14 protein-coding genes are annotated in these 17,123 nt (G+C 49.7%); 5 read left to right on the top strand and 9 right to left on the bottom strand.

Annotation, left to right across the window (positions count from 1 at the left end):
• Positions 1-76 precede the first annotated feature (76 nt).
• On the top strand, positions 77-1,558 hold the full coding sequence (locus tag L0Y31_RS05535) for a DUF4301 family protein (RefSeq protein ID WP_234736136.1): 1,482 nt from the start codon (positions 77-79) through the stop codon (positions 1,556-1,558).
• Here the strand turns inward: L0Y31_RS05535 and L0Y31_RS05530 are convergent.
• The 3 genes from L0Y31_RS05530 to L0Y31_RS05520 all read right to left on the bottom strand — a co-directional run bounded on the left by L0Y31_RS05530 (position 1,555) and on the right by L0Y31_RS05520 (position 4,502).
• Positions 1,555-2,034, bottom strand: a complete 480-nt coding sequence (locus tag L0Y31_RS05530; RefSeq protein WP_234736135.1) for an RrF2 family transcriptional regulator — start codon at positions 2,032-2,034, stop codon at positions 1,555-1,557. The two genes, L0Y31_RS05535 and L0Y31_RS05530, sit on opposite strands and share 4 nt — an antisense overlap.
• Positions 2,035-2,239: 205 nt before the next feature.
• The gene (locus tag L0Y31_RS05525; protein WP_234736134.1) at positions 2,240-3,445 is read right to left on the bottom strand and encodes a parallel beta-helix domain-containing protein; all 1,206 of its coding nucleotides are present in this window, start codon (positions 3,443-3,445) and stop codon (positions 2,240-2,242) included.
• Positions 3,446-3,536: 91 nt separating this feature from the next.
• Positions 3,537-4,502, bottom strand: a complete 966-nt coding sequence (locus L0Y31_RS05520; protein WP_234736133.1) for a lysylphosphatidylglycerol synthase transmembrane domain-containing protein — start codon at positions 4,500-4,502, stop codon at positions 3,537-3,539.
• A 171-nt stretch (positions 4,503-4,673) separates the two neighbouring features.
• Between L0Y31_RS05520 and L0Y31_RS05515 the strand changes: the two genes are divergently transcribed.
• Genes L0Y31_RS05515 through L0Y31_RS05505 form a run of 3 tightly spaced genes read left to right on the top strand, consistent with a single transcriptional unit; the run spans position 4,674 to position 7,772 of the window.
• Positions 4,674-6,737 (top strand): DUF7657 domain-containing protein, encoded by a 2,064-nt coding sequence (locus L0Y31_RS05515; RefSeq protein ID WP_234736132.1) that lies wholly within the window; start codon positions 4,674-4,676, stop codon positions 6,735-6,737.
• On the top strand, positions 6,730-7,413 hold the full coding sequence (locus L0Y31_RS05510; RefSeq protein WP_234736131.1) for a glycosyltransferase family 2 protein: 684 nt from the start codon (positions 6,730-6,732) through the stop codon (positions 7,411-7,413). The genes L0Y31_RS05515 and L0Y31_RS05510 overlap by 8 nt, the downstream gene beginning before the upstream one ends.
• An 8-nt stretch (positions 7,414-7,421) precedes the next feature.
• Positions 7,422-7,772 (top strand): DUF2304 domain-containing protein, encoded by a 351-nt coding sequence (locus L0Y31_RS05505; RefSeq protein ID WP_234736130.1) that lies wholly within the window; start codon positions 7,422-7,424, stop codon positions 7,770-7,772.
• A 6-nt stretch (positions 7,773-7,778) separates the two neighbouring features.
• Here the strand turns inward: L0Y31_RS05505 and L0Y31_RS05500 are convergent, their stop codons facing one another.
• Genes L0Y31_RS05500 through L0Y31_RS05485 form a run of 4 tightly spaced genes read right to left on the bottom strand, consistent with a single transcriptional unit; the run spans position 7,779 to position 11,503 of the window.
• Positions 7,779-9,146 (bottom strand): glycosyltransferase, encoded by a 1,368-nt coding sequence (locus L0Y31_RS05500; RefSeq protein ID WP_234736129.1) that lies wholly within the window; start codon positions 9,144-9,146, stop codon positions 7,779-7,781.
• A gap of 19 nt (positions 9,147-9,165) precedes the next feature.
• Positions 9,166-9,990, bottom strand: coding sequence for an FkbM family methyltransferase (locus L0Y31_RS05495; protein WP_234736128.1), 825 nt, complete (start codon positions 9,988-9,990; stop codon positions 9,166-9,168).
• Between the two features lie 18 nt (positions 9,991-10,008).
• Positions 10,009-10,863 (bottom strand): glycosyltransferase family 2 protein, encoded by an 855-nt coding sequence (locus L0Y31_RS05490; protein ID WP_234736127.1) that lies wholly within the window; start codon positions 10,861-10,863, stop codon positions 10,009-10,011.
• Positions 10,829-11,503 carry a class I SAM-dependent methyltransferase gene (locus L0Y31_RS05485; RefSeq protein WP_234736126.1) on the bottom strand — a complete coding sequence of 225 codons (675 nt, stop codon included), beginning with the start codon at positions 11,501-11,503 and terminating at the stop codon, positions 10,829-10,831. Before L0Y31_RS05485 ends, L0Y31_RS05490 begins: the two co-directional genes overlap by 35 nt.
• A 289-nt stretch (positions 11,504-11,792) precedes the next feature.
• On the opposite strand from L0Y31_RS05485, the gene gcvP reads away from it, so the two are divergent.
• The gene (gcvP, locus tag L0Y31_RS05480; protein ID WP_234736125.1) at positions 11,793-14,675 is read left to right on the top strand and encodes an aminomethyl-transferring glycine dehydrogenase; all 2,883 of its coding nucleotides are present in this window, start codon (positions 11,793-11,795) and stop codon (positions 14,673-14,675) included.
• A 69-nt stretch (positions 14,676-14,744) separates the two neighbouring features.
• Here gcvP and L0Y31_RS05475 read toward each other — a convergent pair whose 3' ends face one another.
• Positions 14,745-15,404: a phosphatidylserine decarboxylase family protein gene (locus L0Y31_RS05475; RefSeq protein WP_234736124.1), complete on the bottom strand. Its 660-nt coding sequence runs from the start codon at positions 15,402-15,404 to the stop codon at positions 14,745-14,747.
• 139 nt (positions 15,405-15,543) lie between these two features.
• The gene (locus L0Y31_RS05470; RefSeq protein WP_234736123.1) at positions 15,544-16,818 is read right to left on the bottom strand and encodes a Glu/Leu/Phe/Val family dehydrogenase; all 1,275 of its coding nucleotides are present in this window, start codon (positions 16,816-16,818) and stop codon (positions 15,544-15,546) included.
• Positions 16,819-17,123 lie beyond the last annotated feature (305 nt).

Below are 17,123 nucleotides of genomic sequence, written 5' to 3'. Positions count from 1 at the left end.
TATAAAGAGGCAGCGGCTTGATTGAAAGCTATAAATTCCCTTATTTGCCGCCATCTACCAATGCATGAAAACCCTTATGCAATATTCAGAAATTGACGAATCACAAATTCTCGCGCAGGGCGCAACCCTGGAGTTAATTGATAGCCAGATTCAGCATTTTATTGACGGTTTCCCGTATTTAGCGGTTATTAAGGCTGCTACCGTGGGCGATGGAATTATCCGAGTAGACGAGCAGCAGGCGCAGGACTTCGTGGCTCGCTTCGACCAGCAAGCAGATTCGCTTTCGTTGTTGAAGTTTGTACCCGCTTCTGGAGCCGCTACCCGCATGTTCAAATCTCTTTTTGCCGCGCTCGGTGGCAAGAGTGATAAGTCGGTGGATGAGTTTTTTGCGCGGATCAAAAACTTCGCTTTTTATGACGCATTGGGTGCGCCGGAAAACCTCGACGAGAAAACAATCCTGTCCATCTTACTTACAGACGAAGGGCTGGATTATGGGAACCTGCCCAAGGGTTTGCTCTTGTTCCATCAGTACCCCGACGGACCCCGTACGCCGGTTGAGGAGCACCTGGTCGAAGGCGCTAATTATGCCAACTCCAATGGACAGGTTCGGATTCATTTTACCGTCTCGCCGGAGCACCGCAGTCGGTTTGAAGATTTGATTGAGCGTGTAAAACCCGTCTACGAAGAAAAACTCGGCGTCCAGTTCGATATCACCTTCTCGGAGCAGAAAAAAGCCACCGATACGATTTCAGTAAATCCAGATAACACGCCTTTCCGCAACGCTGATGGGTCGCTGCTGTTTCGCCCGGCGGGTCACGGTGCGCTGATCGAAAACCTGAATGACATTGATGCCGATGTCGTTTTTATCAAGAACATTGATAATGTGGTGCCGGATGCGCTGAAAGAAGCTACGTTTACATATAAGAAGGTAATTGGCGCCGTGTTGCTGGATGTTCAGAAGCAGATTTTCCGCTTCCAGGAGCTGCTTCAAACGGCGCATGTAAGTGACGGGTATTTAGCGGAAGTAGATGATTTTCTGCGGAATACGCTTAGCATTCTGCCTCCCGATGGCTTCGGCAATTGGTCGAATGAAGACAAACTGGCTTATTATCAGCAAAAGCTGGATCGTCCGGTGCGGGTGTGCGGAATGGTGAAAAACGTTGGAGAACCGGGTGGCGGGCCATTCTGGGCAAAAAATGCCGATGGGTCCGTATCGCTGCAAGTGGTTGAATCAGCGCAGATTAACCTGGACAATGCCGAGCAAAAGCAGATTTTTGAGCAGGCAACACACTTCAATCCGGTGGATCTGGTCTGTGCCCTGAAAAATCGGCATGGGGAAAAATACAACCTGCCGACCTACCGGGATCCGCTGACAGGCTTTATTACCTCTAAATCGAAAGACGGTAAAGAATTGAAAGCCCAGGAGTTACCCGGGCTTTGGAACGGCGCCATGGCCGACTGGAATACGGTCTTTGTTGAAGTTCCACTCCTGACGTTTAATCCGGTTAAAACGGTTAACGATCTGTTGCGGAAAGAGCACCAGCCTGTAGTAGACTAAGCTGATATTATTGACGAAGGTATATTGGAGTCCGGTTGAGCCATTGGTTCAGCCGGGCTTTCTACTTTCAGGGCAAACTGTTTCAAGGTCGTTCTTTCGTAAACGGCCAGGTTAGCATCACGTACCTGTTCCATAATGGGGCGAATAGCGCAGGTTACTTCATCGGTGCAGTCGTCACAACGAACGTAGAAATTTTTGGATACGCAGGGTGTAGGGGCAATAGGACCATCAATAACCCGCAACACCTGGGCCAAATTAACGCGCTCAGGATCAACACGGAGCAGGTAGCCACCGCCTTTTCCTTTCTGACTTTGCAGAATTCCCTGGTTACGAAGTTCGAGCAGGATGGCTTCCAGAAATTTCTTCGGAATCTTCTCTTTTGCAGAAATATAAGAAATCAGAACGGGGCCTTTACCATATTCTTCGGTTAGAACCTTAAGGGCTTTAATGGCGTATTTGGCTTTTTTGGAAATCATCCGTTACGGTATTTTATCAATGGTGGTCAGATGGTTGTGGAAAACGTTCCTTGCAGCTAACGAGCAATTTAGAAACTTACGCTATAAGAGACAACTTTTGTCTGGTTTTAGCGCCAGGTCCCCTAAATTTAGCTGAAAATAAAGGGATTATTTCTACTTACTCTATAAACAATAGCACCTTAATCCGCGTTCCAAAGCGCGCGATCTATTGTTTATCGGTGAATGTTTTTACAAGTACTTCGTCCAAAGGAGGAAGCCCACAATCATAGGGACCCAAATCCTGCGAGACATCCCGAAAATCATTGGCCGCGTCCAGGTTCGCAAAAGAGGCGTTCTGGTTGTTTCGGATACAGATTTTTAATTCTGCCTCCGATTGAGCCGACGCCTTTACGTTGCCATCGAAAATAATATCCGGCATTTTTTTGCCAAATCGAAATTTTGAGCGGATAACGCGACCAAGCTTGCCCTTTCCCTGGAAAGGAACGGGAGCGCGCTCATATACATTGTCGTGGATGGAAATATCGGTTGAATAAGGATCGTAGGTACGATCTTTCACGGAATCATCGATAAGGTGATAACTGAAAATGCCTGTTCCAATGCTGTTGTTATGCCGAATTTCGTTGCTAAAAACATCTACTTTGGTCGCGGCAATCAGGGCAATGCCAAGCCCGGCTGGAATCTTTCTGGCGGCGTTTCGTTTTCGGGAGAAATTAGGGTAATTATTGTTTAATATCCGGTTGTTAAAAATACGAATGTTACCGCCCTTTCTCTGCGCCAGATTGGGCCTTTCAGCAACCAAAATACCAGCAGTATTCTCGTAAATTTCATTTTCGTAAACATCGACCAGTAGCGAATTTTCGATTTGCAGGCCGATCACGTTGTGCGTTACGCGGCATTTGCGCAGTATCACCTGTTTTGACTGGCTCGAATAAATACCAACTCGGGAAGCGCCAATGGATATGCAGGATTCGAGTAAGACCTTTTTACAGTGGGTCAGACAGATGCCGTAGGCACCGTTTCGGCGGTCGGGAATATCCGTCCATTCAACTGTAACATGCCGGAAATGAAGCCCCTCTGATTGCTGGGCGGTAATGCCATCGCTTTTTGTATCGCGAATTGTTAAGGCTTCGAGCAGAAGATTTTCGGTATTTTTAATGTGCAGACCCGGCGTTCGATCAGACTGGCCTTTAAAATCCAGAATGGTTTTATCAGCACCTTGCCCTTTGAGAGTAACGCCCTTTTTTGAGGCCAGCACCAGACCCTTGGTGAAGGTATAAATTCCTACATCGAGCACAATGGTTTCGCCTTCTTTTGCCTGGTCAAGCTGCGTTTGCAGACGCTTTTGCACATCGGGCTGCGCACAAACCTGAAAGCTAATTACCAGAAAAAGGGTTAAAACTGCCTGTTTCATCGGTCAACACGTTCCTTGGTCTATGAATGATAACCGCTCGCTATGGCCCGTTGTTATGGCAGAATGCCTGAAAAGAAAGGTTTAGCGTCGGTTATCTCTGTTTTGGGAGAAACGGCAGAATGAAAAAGCCAATGGCCGACCAGAAAAGATTCAGCCCCAGTAACACGGCATGCAGGAAGGTGGCCGTGACAGCACCCGCCACTTCGGATAGTCCGTAGGTCATTAAAACCCACTGCGCCACCAGATGATAGGTGCCGATGCTCCCCTGTGTCGGTACGGCCAGCCCACTGATGGAACTCAGGGTTAAAATGCTAAAAGCGGCTGAAGGGGCAAGCGTTTGCATGGATGGTAACGCAAAGAAAGCTACGTACGTAGCCGCCCAGAAAAGAGCGTAGATGAGGAGGGTAGTGAGGACGTACCAGCCGGGGTTGGGCAATTGGCTAACGCTTAGAAATCCGGTTTTGAATTGACCAAAGAAATTTGAAATGCGCTTTTGCAGCGGAGCCTGGTATTTGTAAAGCCAAGCAACCCAGAGAACATAAAAAAATAAACTGAGAAGAAACAGAGCGCCCAGGCCGTAAAGTACCGGTGCGAGTGTGAAGGTAAATCGACTCAGGCCATATTCCCGAAAACGCGGTAGTTCCAGAACCAGCATCAACGCGATGGCGGCCAGCAGTACCAGCAAGTCGGCGATGCGCTCCGCCAGTACCGAGCCGAAGCTGTGCGAAAGCGGAATGCCATCCGTTCGGGTCAGGGTGCCGCAGCGCGTAAATTCACCCGCGCCGGGAATGAGGGCACTGGCAAAAGTCCCCGCCATGATGGCCACCGTTGTGTGAAGCAGGGGCGGTCGATAACCCATTTGCCGCAAAACCAGTTGCCAGCGCAGTGCGCGAATAATATGAATGGCCAACAGAATGGCTCCAACGAGCGCCAGCCAGCCGTAGGATGCCAGCTGAAATTGTGCTTTCAGGTCAGCTAAGGCAATATTCCGGAGCACGTAAGCCAGCAGACCACCGGACAGAACCATAAATCCGGCTCGTTTCAGGAAAGTTTTCATAAAGCCTACAAATTAGCAAAACTGACCCACTTTTGTGCAATCTCGTGCGGCTGGCTCCTCAGGTTTCGGAGCTTTTTGCTATATTAGCTCCACTTTTAGGCTACCCATTTACGAACTCTATTGGCCTGAGTAGTAAAGCCTATCTGTATTTTTAAACGCTATAAGTTAATCATGTCAAAGAAGAAAAAAGGAACTTTAGTTGGTACGAAACCACCAGCTATTCTGACCACCCCGAGTACCCCCAAAGAAACGCTTGCCGTCGCTGCTCCCCCTTCAAGTTCATTGCCGGAAAACCACCGGCTCATTCATTTCGATAAGCGAGTAAAGTGGTTTCTGCTTACCTGCCTCGGTCTGTTTGTTTTCCTGACCTTACTGAAAATTAATTACTCGTCCGTGGCCATGTGGAATCAGGTGATTCCCGACGGATCGGACCTGAAAAAGGGCGTCTGGGCCGGTACACCCCGCCAGATTCGCATGGACGATTACGCCGGTGCCACGCCGGGTTATCTTTCGCAGGTACTCAACGGTTTTCCCCTCGAAAATCCGGCCATTGGCGGCGAGCGGATGCCGCTGATGGGCTGGCCAACCAAGCATATTTCCATGATTTTCCGGCCTTCGTTGTGGGGGTTTCTGGCCTTTGGCATGGAAACGGGTTTCTCCTGGTATTGGAACTTTAAGGTGTTCGGGCTGCTAGCGGCGGGGTTGCTTTTCTTCCTGCTGTTAACGCGCAATAGCTTCTGGCTCTCGGTGTTAGGTGCTTTCTGGCTTTTACTTTCGTCGAGTACACAATGGTGGATGTCGGTGGGGGTGCCCGAAATGATCACCTTTGCCTGCCTGATGTTTGTCGCCGCCATTTACTGGCTGTTTAGTCGCAAACCGATTCCTATTTTTGCGGCGGCGCTGGGCCTGACCTATTCGCTGGCCTGTTACGTCTTGCTTTTCTACCCGCCTTATCAGGTGCCGCTGGCTTACCTGATTCTCTTTGCAGGCATCGGGTATTTGATCAATCATGCCAAAAATAAAGATTTACTGAGCCAGATTCCTATCAAGCTGGTGGCCATAGCGGGCGCTTTGGTTTGCGTTGGAGCTGGATTGTATGCGTTTTATACCGATGCCAAATCAACGCTGGACGTCATCACCAATACGGCCTATCCGGGCCAGCGGCGCGAACTCGGCGGCACTGGCTTCGTGTCAAACTGGTTTTCCGAATATTACGGCTGGCAGCTCGACGAGCGAAAACTGCCGAAAGAATGGCTGAATATCTGCGAAGCTTCACACTCGCTAACCTTTACGCCCGTCATTTTCCTGTCGCTGGTCTATCTCTTCTACAAGCAGAAAACGGTGGATTTTGTGCAGATTGGCTTGCTGGCTTTTCTGGCGTTCACGCTTATCTGGATTGAATTTGGTTTCCCGGAAACACTCGGCAAGCTAACCCTGATGAGCATGAGCCCGACGCGGCGGACACAAGTACCGTTTGGCGTGGGCAATGTCGTGCTGGCGGTTACTTACGTCGGTTACCTACGAAGCCGCTCGGTCGAGAAAGATCTGGTGCCCATGCTGGTGTTAGGACTGGCGGCGGTGGCTGTGATGATTTACGCGGCCTCGCTGAATGTTACGAATTCAAACGGGTTCTTCAAAACCTATCAGCTCATTCTGCCAACCATCTTTTTCCTGGCGCTGAATATTGTTTTACTGCCGCAGGTGAGTCCGGTGATTCGCAATTGGGTGTTTGGGTTGGGCATTGCCCTGTTCCTGCTGCACAACTTCTCGGTAAATCCGATTGCGGTTGGTTTGAGTCCAATTACGGATCATAGCCTCTACAAAGCCATTCGGGAGATTAGCCAGAAAGAGCCCAAGGCGCGCTGGCTGGTCAATGGAAGCCAATACATTGGGTATCTAACCCAGGCGGCGGGCGTAAATGTGTTGGGTGGCGTAAAGCAAACGCCCGATTTTAAGACCATGCGGGTGCTGGACCCGAGCGGCAAACGCGATACGGTTTATAATCGTTACGCCCATACGGTGTTTTACTCGTACATCGATGGCCGCGATACGGTGATCATGAACAACCAGTTCTACGATGGCTATAATGTTGGGTTAGATCCCTGTTCGCCCAAATTGAAAGCGCTTAATGTCAAATACGTTATCTTCGACCACGCCCCGCAGGCGCCGGAGATTCGCTGCATGAAACCCGTGACGACGTTAGGAAGTATTTCAATCTACCGGCGTGATGACTAATGAAAACATCTTCGTCATCATTCCGGCGTATAATGAAGGACGAGTCATTCGGCAGACGATCCTGTCGTTGGGATATGCCTATCAGATTGTGGTCGTAGACGATGCTTCCACAGACGATACCCGGTCGCAATTGCAGGATTTGCCGATCTATTACTTGAGGCATCCGATTAACCTGGGTCAGGGTGCGGCTTTGCAAACCGGGATGGATTTTGTGTACCAGATGAAAGGCGAAATTGCCGTGCATTTCGATGCCGATGGGCAGCATAACCCGGCTGATATTCCACGTTTTATCCAAAAATTGCAGGAAGATCCGCTGGATATTGTCATCGGTTCCCGTTTTTTGCGGAACGAAGACACGCAGCGGGTTCCCTTTCTGAAGCGCTTTATTCTGAAGACGGCGACGGTGATCAATGGCTTGCTAACAGGTCTGTGGCTAACCGACGCACACAATGGTTTTCGGGTAATGAACCGTCAGGCGCTGGAACGACTACAGCTACGCGAAAACCGGATGGCCCACGCGACCGAAATTCTGGCGCAGGTGCGGCTGAATGAGCTTCGGTTAGCCGAGCTGGACACGCACGTGGTCTATACGGATTACAGCAAGTTGAAAGGCCAGTCCTGGACTAATTCGTTTAATATTTTGTTTGATCTTGTGGTTAGTAAATACCTTCGATAATGCTGTCAATGAAGCCGATACAACTTGTTCTGATTGCGCTAATTCTGGTAATTGCGCTCCTGGCCGCGACCGCGTTTCGCAATCGGCTGGTGTATCGGCTTTTTGTGCTGGCAGGCGTTGTCGTGGCCATTATATTCACGATTTATCCAGACTTGACCAGCGCGTTGGCGCAGATTCTGGGCGTAGGTCGTGGGGTTGATCTGGTATTTTACCTCCTGTTTATGGTGGGAGCCTACGCGCTGGTTGCCTTGTATCGCCGCATCTTGAAGCTGGACGAAACCATCACGGCCATCAACCGGCGTGATGCCCTGCGAAGCGCGGAAAAGCTCGGAAAAGAAGATCGGTCCTCAACAAAATGATAGCTGTCAATGAGCCGGTTCGGGCAAACTTTTGCGGAACTGTTGCTGCCAGAGTTGATGTAATTGCTGCCGCTTCGCCAGTAAATCAACCGGCCGGATAAGCGCCGTCAATTCCTCCGCATAAATGGCTTGCATCCGATTAACCGTAAACGTATCCAGAATATGCTGCCGACGTTGGTATTGCCGTTCGGACGTATGTTGCTCCGGGGTGAGAAAGCGAAGTACCTGATCGGCAATTTCCTTGTCGGAAGCTTGCAACGGCACGACAAAACCAAACACCTCGGAGGAAATGCATTCGTTGACGCCGCCGACATTCGTCGTAACGATGGGTGTTCCCATCATTAGAAATTCAAAAAAGACGGTGGGTAACCCTTCAAACTTAGACGTGAGTAACAACACATCCGTAGCCGAAGCAATGTCAAACACGGTGTCGAGCCGCCCCGTGAAGCGTACGTAAGGCTCCAAGTTCTGTTGTTGAATTGCGGTTTTTGTCTCCTCCAACAGCTCACCGTCGCCCGCCAGCACAAAGCGGATTGCAGGGGCTTTAGCCAGCAGCTTGGCGGCTACCGCTACCCAGCGCAAGGGATCTTTTTGGTCGGAGAAACGCCCGTAATAGGTGACAATCTTCGCTTCGGTAGGCAGCTCAAGCGATTCTAAAAACGCCGCTCGGCGGTTTGATCGTTCAGAAAGTGGGGGATAGGTATCGGCGTCGGTGCCGCAGTAAATCGTCTGGATCTTGTGACCTGGGACAGAGCCGTGCTTGGCAGCGTAGGTTTTTAAATCATCACTGGTCACGTAGCGCCGATCGAGCAATGATGCATTCTGCCTGGAATACAGAATCCAGTCGTTGCCGAAATTGTGGGTATGAAGCAGGTCAACCAGCTTTAAGTAAGGCAGTTGCTTGAATTTTGGTAAGCTGCGGTAACCGGCTCCGCTGTTTCGGTTAAAAACCAGATCGATGCCAAAATGAACAACCATCCGAAGGAGAAAATCCGTTTGCAGACCCGGATTACGCGCAAAATCGGGCAGCCACAGCGCCACCTGCGCCGACCGGCTAAATTGGTCGTACCAGATTTTTGACGGCACAGTCAAATCTGTACCAACCAGATAAACCGTAAAACCCTGCCGGGCCAGCCCATCAATCAGGTAACAATCCGTGATTTCGGCCCCGCCGTAATTGAATCCCGGCACCAGATACAGGATTTTTTTCGTGCCGATTGGTTGATGGGTAACGAAAAAATGGCGAGCAAATGTCTGGTAGGAACGATACTCAAACGGAATTTCAGCCACGACTAAATTCGCAATTTTCCGAACGGTGTCAAAATTCCCCTGAGCGGCTTCGTTCAGGATGCGTTTGAGGATGGTGCGTTTCATTCCAGCCATGACGGTGCGCTCAACGAAGGTTCTTACTTCGACAATACAACATGCCCAGCACCAGATTCTGCTGCGTCCCCAATGGCTTATCATGCAGGTGGAAATAAGGCTCTAAGCGTTTTTTTAAGACTGTCGCTCGCTGGTCTTTTTGCCGGTCGTGGAGGTGATACTCAATAATTAAACAACGTAGATTCGCTAAGTAGCCATCCTCAATCGTATCAAAAATGCCAAATTCGGCCCCTTCGCAATCGACTTTCATAAACGTAGGAAGATGCGGCAAATCGGCTAGCAGAGCGTTGATGCCCACGCTATCAACCGTGAATTTCTGGAAGGAACCGTTGCCCAGCAACGCGGGGTCCGTCGTGTTGGAATGTTCCGCAAAATCTGGAATCAGTAACTCTAAAACGCCCGATTCGCCCGCCACGGCTTTCTGGTGAGTGACCACGTTGCCAAGTTGGTTAAGAGCAATATTTTCTTCCATAAGCTGGTAACTTCCGGGGCTAGGCTCAAAGGAATGAACGGAACCGTGTGGCGCTTTTCGGGCGGCAAAAACGGCGAAATCACCAATAAAGCCGCCAATATCAACGATGGTGTCGTCGGGCCGAATTAGAATATCCTGCGCTTTTCGCTCGTAGATCTTTTCGTCGATCACTTCGGAAATCATGGCAATGTCAAACTTCCCGGCCCGGGCTTTAAAGCGCATGCCATTCCGAAGTTCGTAAACTACCGCTCGGTCCGAAATTAGTCGAAAATAGTCCGCGTAGGCCGTGAGAAAATTCCGGTACAGAAACGGAACCCGGATAACGGTTCGCAGACGATCCAGAACATATTTGAACAGAGCCATAGCGTTTCGCAAATAATCTTAGACGGATAATTTTGCCCGAAGGCGTAGTATAAAAGCAAAGGTTGCCGACGGTAAGTTATTCAGCAGCCAGGTAATTGTATTCAGTAAAAGCACATCTTTTCGAACGGGTCGATATCCAAATTCCTCTACAAACGTTCGTTTGATAGCCATGTTGGTATTCCACTTTTCCCGAATATCGGTAAAAACCGTGTTGGTAGTGTGGACGCGATACCGAGTCAAGGGCTCAGGAAGATTGGCAAACCGCAGGCCCGCCCGCATGTGCAGAAACAGGCTGTAATAATCGTTAAAATGCGGAAATCGCAATTGGTAAAATTCCCCCCGAACGACGTGACTCCGATACATAACCGCCGGATTTCCAACGCAGCAGCGAAAGTAAAAGCCCTGATAAATAGCCTCATGCGTCAGTGGATATTCGCGTTTACCAACCACTTTTCCTTCCGAATCAATAATCGAGAGCCAGCTGCCAACAAGAAATACGTCAGGGTTAGCCTCCAGAAAGGCTACCTGTTTGGCCAGTCGGTCGGGGTGGGCGATGTCATCGGCGTCAAGCTTGGCGATGTAGTTTCCTTTTGCTCTATTTTCAGCCAGATTAGACGCTTTTTCGCCACCAAAACCGAGCGGTTTGTCATGCGTAATGATTCTGATTCGTGCGTCCTGCGCCCCTAGCGAAGCAATAATCCGGGGAGTGGCGTCGGTAGAGCCGTTATTCAGAATCAACAATTCCAGATTCGTATAGGTCTGTTGCAGAATGCTTTCGACGGCCTGCCGCACATACCGCTCCGCATTGTAAACCGGCATGATGACGCTCACCAGCGGTTCAGCGGCTGTCTTTTTTGCGGAAGATGCATTCATACGTGAGGGTTAATTCCTTTTCGCGGTCTAGCGGATCAAGCAGGGCAAAAATCAGAGCAATCAGAAAATTAATTGGGTAAAAAAAGAGCGCAGCACCTACAAAACCAGCTCGACCAAAATAGCTCTTAAATACGTAGGGCAACGACCAGACCATCAAATAACCAATAGCCCGAAAACGACCTCCCTGGGGCGTGATTTCCACGACCTCAAAATTATTATCTTCGGCATAAGCCCGAAAAGCAAAGCGGGTAAAACGGTGGTAATCGTGCGGCTGCTCGTGTTCCTGCCAGGTTTGCGGAGCGCTGATAAACAGCATCCCCCCCGGTTTTAGAATGCGGCCAATCTCCTGAATGACTTTTTCCGGGTAACGAACGTGTTCCAAAACCTGCGTGCAAAGGGCAAAATCGAAGCTTTCATTTGAAAAAGGCATGTTGTCGGCGGGACAAATCACGTCGATGCCTGCCGCGTACTGGTGATGGTCGGTGGTGCCAGCCCAGTCTGTGCTTGTATATTTAGCGGCCGAAAACAACGATTTGTAAGGGCTTTCTCCGGCACCAACGTCAACAATAGAGGCCTTGGCGGGCACCAGCCGCGCAATTCGGTGAACAAAACGTTTGAGCGACCAGACGTTATAGTTCATTATCGCATTGTAAAAAAGCAGGTTAATCAAAAAAGTCATACATCAGTTAGCGCGAAGCTCGGCACACAGTCTTGTAAAAATGATACAATTTATTGACGGATGTAACGTCAGCATGCAACCTAAGTCAATAAATTAGTTACACGAGTCAAGCGTAAGAAACAAAAAGGAATTGACCAATTTGCTGTTTTTATTAAACTGCAGCGTTAAATACTTCCCGGGAACCAAACAGACTGATTTATTCTTTGTAAATTTGTATTTACTTCTGCAATTAATTGCTACACTTCTGATAATGAAGCTTAACGTGCGCTATCAGGAATCGTTCGAATCTCGTCATAATGGTTCTGACGCTTCCCAAACTGCTGAAATGCTCCGGGCTCTCGGAGTCTCTTCCCTGGACGAACTGATTGACCAAACTGTGCCGGAAGCTATCCGGCTGGAGAAGTCCCTGGACTTACCGACAGCTAAATCAGAAGCCCAATTTCTGGCCGATTTTAAGAGCCTGGCTCAGAAAAACAAAATTTTCAAGTCGTATATCGGCCTTGGCTATTACGACACCATTACTCCGAATGTTATCCTGCGTAACATCCTGGAAAATCCGGCCTGGTATACGGCTTATACCCCGTATCAGGCGGAGATTGCTCAGGGGCGTCTGGAGGCATTGCTGAACTACCAGACCGTGGTAATGGACCTGACGGGCATGGAAATTGCCAACGCCTCGCTGCTCGACGAAGCCACCGCTGCCGCCGAAGCGATGACGATGCTGCATTCCCTGCGCCCTGCTTCCAAAAAGGCAGCTCACACATTTTTTGTGTCGGAACAGTGTTATCCGCAGACAATTGATGTGATCAAAACACGAGCTACGCCACTGGGCATCGAGGTTCGGGTTGGAAACCACCAGGAATTAAATGTAACCGATGGCGCGCTATTTGGGCTATTCCTGCAATATCCGGCTTCAAACGGTGAAGTATTTGACTATACTGACCTGATTGCTGCCGCGCATGAACATGACCTGAACGTGGCTGTAGCGGCTGACCTGCTGGCGCTAACGCTCCTGACTTCGCCGGGCGAAATGGGTGCTGATGTGGTGGTTGGTTCTGCTCAGCGCTTTGGCGTTCCGATGGGCTTTGGTGGCCCACACGCAGCGTATTTTGCGACGAAAGAAGCTTTCAAACGGCAGGTGCCGGGCCGGATTATCGGGGTATCAGTAGATGCCCAGGGACAGCCCGCTTTGCGGATGGCTTTGCAAACCCGCGAGCAGCATATTCGTCGAGAAAAAGCAACGTCAAATATTTGTACAGCTCAGGTATTGCTGGCCGTGATGGCAAGCAGTTATGCCGTGTATCACGGTCCGAAAAACCTGCGTGCCATTGCCGAGCGCGTACACGGGCTGGCCAAGTTGTTCGCGACGGTATTGCGTTGGAATGGCTATGAAATTGTAACAGAAAATTATTTCGATACGGTTACCGTGCGGGTTGACGACGTTGAGTCTTTGCGCAAATCAGCGCGGACGGCGGGCATCAACCTGCGGTATTACGCCGACGATGAAACCGTTAGCGTTGCTTTCGATGAAGCGAAATCCTACGAAGATGTGGTTGAGTTGCTGGATATTTTCGGTGTGCGTACAAACCTGGACGCCGCTGAAGAAAGTCTGGAAATTACGTGGCCGGAGCGACTGGTTCGTCAATCGACTTATCTGACCCATCCGGTGTTCAACACGCATCATACGGAGCATGAAATGCTGCGGTACCTGCGTTCGCTGGAAGAGAAAGACCTTTCTCTGGTACATTCGATGATTCCGCTGGGAAGCTGTACCATGAAGCTGAACGCTACGGCGGAGATGATTCCGGTAACTTGGCCCGAGTTTGGTAAACTGCACCCTTTTGCGCCGAAAGACCAGACGCTTGGCTATCAGGATTTGATTCAGGATCTGAGTCAGTGGTTGTGCGAGATCACGGGTTTTGCGGCCATGTCATTGCAGCCAAACTCTGGTGCGCAGGGCGAATACGCGGGCCTGATGGTCATTCGGGCGTACCACGAAAACCGGGGCAACGGCCACCGGAACGTATCCCTGATTCCATCTTCGGCGCACGGCACGAACCCCGCCAGTGCGGTTTTGGCCGGTATGAAAGTCGTTATTGTCAAGTGCGATGAGCGCGGCAATATCGACGTAGAAGATTTACGTAATAAAGCCACTCAGTATAGCCAGGATTTATCTTGCCTGATGGTTACGTATCCTTCGACGCACGGTGTTTTTGAAGAAAGCATCAAGGAAATCTGTACCATTATCCATGAAAATGGGGGCCAGGTATACATGGACGGTGCCAACATGAACGCGCAGGTGGGTTTAACTTCTCCGGCCAGCATCGGTGCTGACGTTTGCCACCTGAACCTGCACAAAACGTTCTGTATTCCCCACGGTGGCGGTGGCCCAGGCATGGGACCTATCGGCGTGGCGGAACATCTGGTTCCTTTCCTGCCGGGTCATGCGGTCGTGCGGATTGGTAGTGCGCAGGCGATTCACGCGGTTTCAGCGGCCCCTTACGGATCGGCTAGCATTCTGACTATTTCGTATGCTTACATTGCCATGATGGGCGGCGAAGGACTAACCAACGCCACGAAATACGCGATTTTGAATGCCAATTACATTAAATCGCGTTTAGAAGGGCATTATCCAATTCTATATACAGGCCTTAACGGACGTTGCGCTCACGAAATGATTGTCGATTGCCGACCTTTCAAAGCGGCGGGCATAGAGGTTGAAGACATTGCCAAGCGGTTGATGGACTACGGTTTCCACGCGCCAACGATGTCGTTCCCGGTGCCGGGTACCATGATGATCGAGCCGACCGAATCGGAGTCAAAAGCGGAGCTGGACCGTTTGTGCGATGCGCTCATTAGCATTCGGGCGGAAATTCGCGAACTGGAAGAAGGCCAGGCAGACAAAGCCAATAACGTGCTGAAAAACGCACCGCACACGGCAGCTGTCGTGCTGACGGACAACTGGAACCGCCCTTATGGACGGGAGAAAGCAGCTTTCCCGCTGCCTTACGTAAAAGCCCGCAAGTTCTGGCCGAGTGTCAGCCGCGTGGACAATGCGTATGGTGACCGGAATCTGATTTGTGCCTGCATACCCGTTGAAGAATACGCAACTGAAGAGGCTGAAGTTCAGTAAGAATAGCCTGATAAATAGCAAAAAGCCGTAGGATGCATCCTACGGCTTTTTTACGTTAAGATCTTTGCGTTAGGAGAGTGTTGCAAGTACGGTTAGCCCGCCTTTGGTTTTCTCACCAATTTTTACGTTGATTTCGGCATCCAGCGGTAAGTAAATATCAACCCGGGAGCCAAACTTGATAAAGCCAAATTCACTGCCCTGATTTACTTCTTCACCTTCTTTGACGTACCATACAATCCGTCGCGCCATCGCACCCGCAATTTGCCGGAACAGCACTTCAACCCCATTTTTCGCTTGGACAACGACCGAGGTACGTTCATTTTCCGTGCTGGATTTTGGGTGCCAGGCGACTAAATATTTACCGGGATAATAACGAACATAACGCACAATTCCCGAGATCGGGTGAAAATTGATGTGCACATTCAGGGGAGACATGAAAACAGAAACCTGGCGGCGTGGACCCTTGAAATATTCGGTCTCAACAGTCTCTTCAATAACGACCACTGTGCCGTCAGCGGGGCAAATAACGTGTTTATCGTTAAGCGTTGTAGTACGGCGGGGCTTGCGAAAGAATTGCAGAACCAGCAGGAAAAGGACAAGGCTAATCGACAGTACGAGCCAGAAAGCCGTATCGTTGCCAGAGAATAAATAATTGGTCAGCAGGTTGATGCCAAGCAGCACCACAACCGTCACCAGAAGAATTTTGTATCCTTCCTTGTGAATCGTCATAGAAAAAGGGGCCTGTTAAAAACTGGGTGAAAGTACAAAACAATCAGCAAATGCCCCAAAACTAGGGTAAAGAGTTAAAAATGGAACACCGCTTTGGTACCAACAATGCTCTATTTTTAACCCTTTACAGTCTTTTTTGTTAATATCCGCCGCGGAATTTATACGTACTAGCCACTTTATCAATCGCTACGATATAGGCCGCCAGACGAAGCGAAACGCCGAATTTTTGCGATGCTTCATAAACGCGGTCAAAAGCATCTTTCATAATGCGGTCTGAACGGCGGTTAACCCGGTCGAGCGTCCATTTGTACCCAATCCGATTTTGCACCCACTCAAAATAAGAGACGGTTACACCACCGGCGTTTGCCAGAATATCGGGTACCACTACAATGCCTTTTTGATTGATTATGTCGTCGGCGCTGGCTGAAGTCGGCCCGTTGGCGCCTTCAACAATCATTTTCGCCTGGATGCTGTGCGCATTCTCCGCCGTAATGACGTCTTCCTTGGCTGCCGGTACAAGCACATCAACCGAAAGGGCCAGCAACTCTTCATTGCTGATTCGCTCGGCACCCGTGAAACCGTCCAGCGTGCCATTGTGCGCATTCCGGTAAGCCAGGGCTGCTTCAATGTCAATACCCCGGTCGTTGTAATAACCGCCTGTAATGTCGCTGATCGCCATTACGGATACACCCCGTTCATGAAGTAGCGAAGCGGCGAATGAGCCGACATTACCAAAGCCCTGAACCGCGGCTGACGCCCGGTAAGGGTTCATGCGAAGTTTATCCATAGCCGCCAGGGCCGCTACTGTTACGCCGCGACCCGTTGCCTCGGTTCGGCCCAGTGAGCCACCCAAAACAAGGGGTTTGCCGGTTACTACCGCATTGACGGTCATGCCTTTAGATTTCGAAAATTCATCCATGAGCCAAGCCATCTCGCGCGGGCCTGTGCCCATGTCAGGAGCGGGAATGTCTTTATCTGGGCCGAAAACGTCGAGCATGGCCACGGTATAAGCGCGCATCAGCCGCTCCATTTCACCCGAAGACATTTCGCGCGGGTTGCAGGCAATTCCTCCTTTAGCCCCGCCATACGGGATGTCAACAACGGCGCATTTCCAGGTCATCCAGGCAGCCAGGGCCCGGACCTCGTCCAGGTTAACTGCCGGATCGAAACGAATCCCGCCTTTGGCTGGCCCTAAAATATTGGAGTGAATAACGCGGTAGCCTTCGAAGACTTTAATGGTCCCGTTGTCCATCGTAATGGGCAGACCGACAATGACTTGCCGGGCCGGAACCTTCAAAATATAATACATCTCCTCCGTGATTCCCACGAGCTGAGCAGCGGCATCAAACCGCGACATCATCGATTCAAGCGGGTTTTCTTTATCTTTTATCGGAGCAGGTTCTATATAAGCCATAAAACTGGTTTTTTAGTTGATGTGAAAGCATTAAAGTGCTTATACAAAAATATCAAAAATAACAACCCACTAATAAATAACTATTTTTTCTGGATATAGTATTATTTTTTTTGTGCGAAAGTATGTGAAAGGGACCATAATTTTTTAGTAGTAGACTAGCCTCTCTGGAAGTCATTAGCCAAAGAATCATTGGCAAAAGTCGATTTTGACCAATCAGTAATTTTTGACTTTTTTTTAAACGGTAAGCAAATACATATGGAAATGAATCAATGGAATTGTAATTTTGTTGTTTAAACAACACCGTT

The organism is Tellurirhabdus bombi, from assembly GCF_021484805.1.
Lineage (GTDB): Bacteria > Bacteroidota > Bacteroidia > Cytophagales > Spirosomataceae > Tellurirhabdus > Tellurirhabdus bombi.
The sequence above is the reverse complement of the archived record's forward strand: the minus strand, read 5'-3'. Positions and strand labels throughout refer to the sequence as shown.

Coding starts and splice junctions, on each gene's coding strand:
- L0Y31_RS05495 (WP_234736128.1), bottom strand. CDS start 9,990: ATGGCTCTGTTCAAATATGTTCTGGATCGTCTGCGAACCGTTATCCGG.
- L0Y31_RS05505 (WP_234736130.1), top strand. CDS start 7,422: ATGAAGCCGATACAACTTGTTCTGATTGCGCTAATTCTGGTAATTGCG.
- L0Y31_RS05490 (WP_234736127.1), bottom strand. CDS start 10,863: ATGAATGCATCTTCCGCAAAAAAGACAGCCGCTGAACCGCTGGTGAGC.
- L0Y31_RS05525 (WP_234736134.1), bottom strand. CDS start 3,445: ATGAAACAGGCAGTTTTAACCCTTTTTCTGGTAATTAGCTTTCAGGTT.
- L0Y31_RS05515 (WP_234736132.1), top strand. CDS start 4,674: ATGTCAAAGAAGAAAAAAGGAACTTTAGTTGGTACGAAACCACCAGCT.
- L0Y31_RS05500 (WP_234736129.1), bottom strand. CDS start 9,146: ATGAAACGCACCATCCTCAAACGCATCCTGAACGAAGCCGCTCAGGGG.
- L0Y31_RS05520 (WP_234736133.1), bottom strand. CDS start 4,502: ATGAAAACTTTCCTGAAACGAGCCGGATTTATGGTTCTGTCCGGTGGT.
- L0Y31_RS05470 (WP_234736123.1), bottom strand. CDS start 16,818: ATGGCTTATATAGAACCTGCTCCGATAAAAGATAAAGAAAACCCGCTT.
- gcvP (WP_234736125.1), top strand. CDS start 11,793: ATGAAGCTTAACGTGCGCTATCAGGAATCGTTCGAATCTCGTCATAAT.
- L0Y31_RS05510 (WP_234736131.1), top strand. CDS start 6,730: ATGACTAATGAAAACATCTTCGTCATCATTCCGGCGTATAATGAAGGA.
- L0Y31_RS05485 (WP_234736126.1), bottom strand. CDS start 11,503: ATGAACTATAACGTCTGGTCGCTCAAACGTTTTGTTCACCGAATTGCG.
- L0Y31_RS05475 (WP_234736124.1), bottom strand. CDS start 15,404: ATGACGATTCACAAGGAAGGATACAAAATTCTTCTGGTGACGGTTGTG.
- L0Y31_RS05535 (WP_234736136.1), top strand. CDS start 77: ATGCAATATTCAGAAATTGACGAATCACAAATTCTCGCGCAGGGCGCA.
- L0Y31_RS05530 (WP_234736135.1), bottom strand. CDS start 2,034: ATGATTTCCAAAAAAGCCAAATACGCCATTAAAGCCCTTAAGGTTCTA.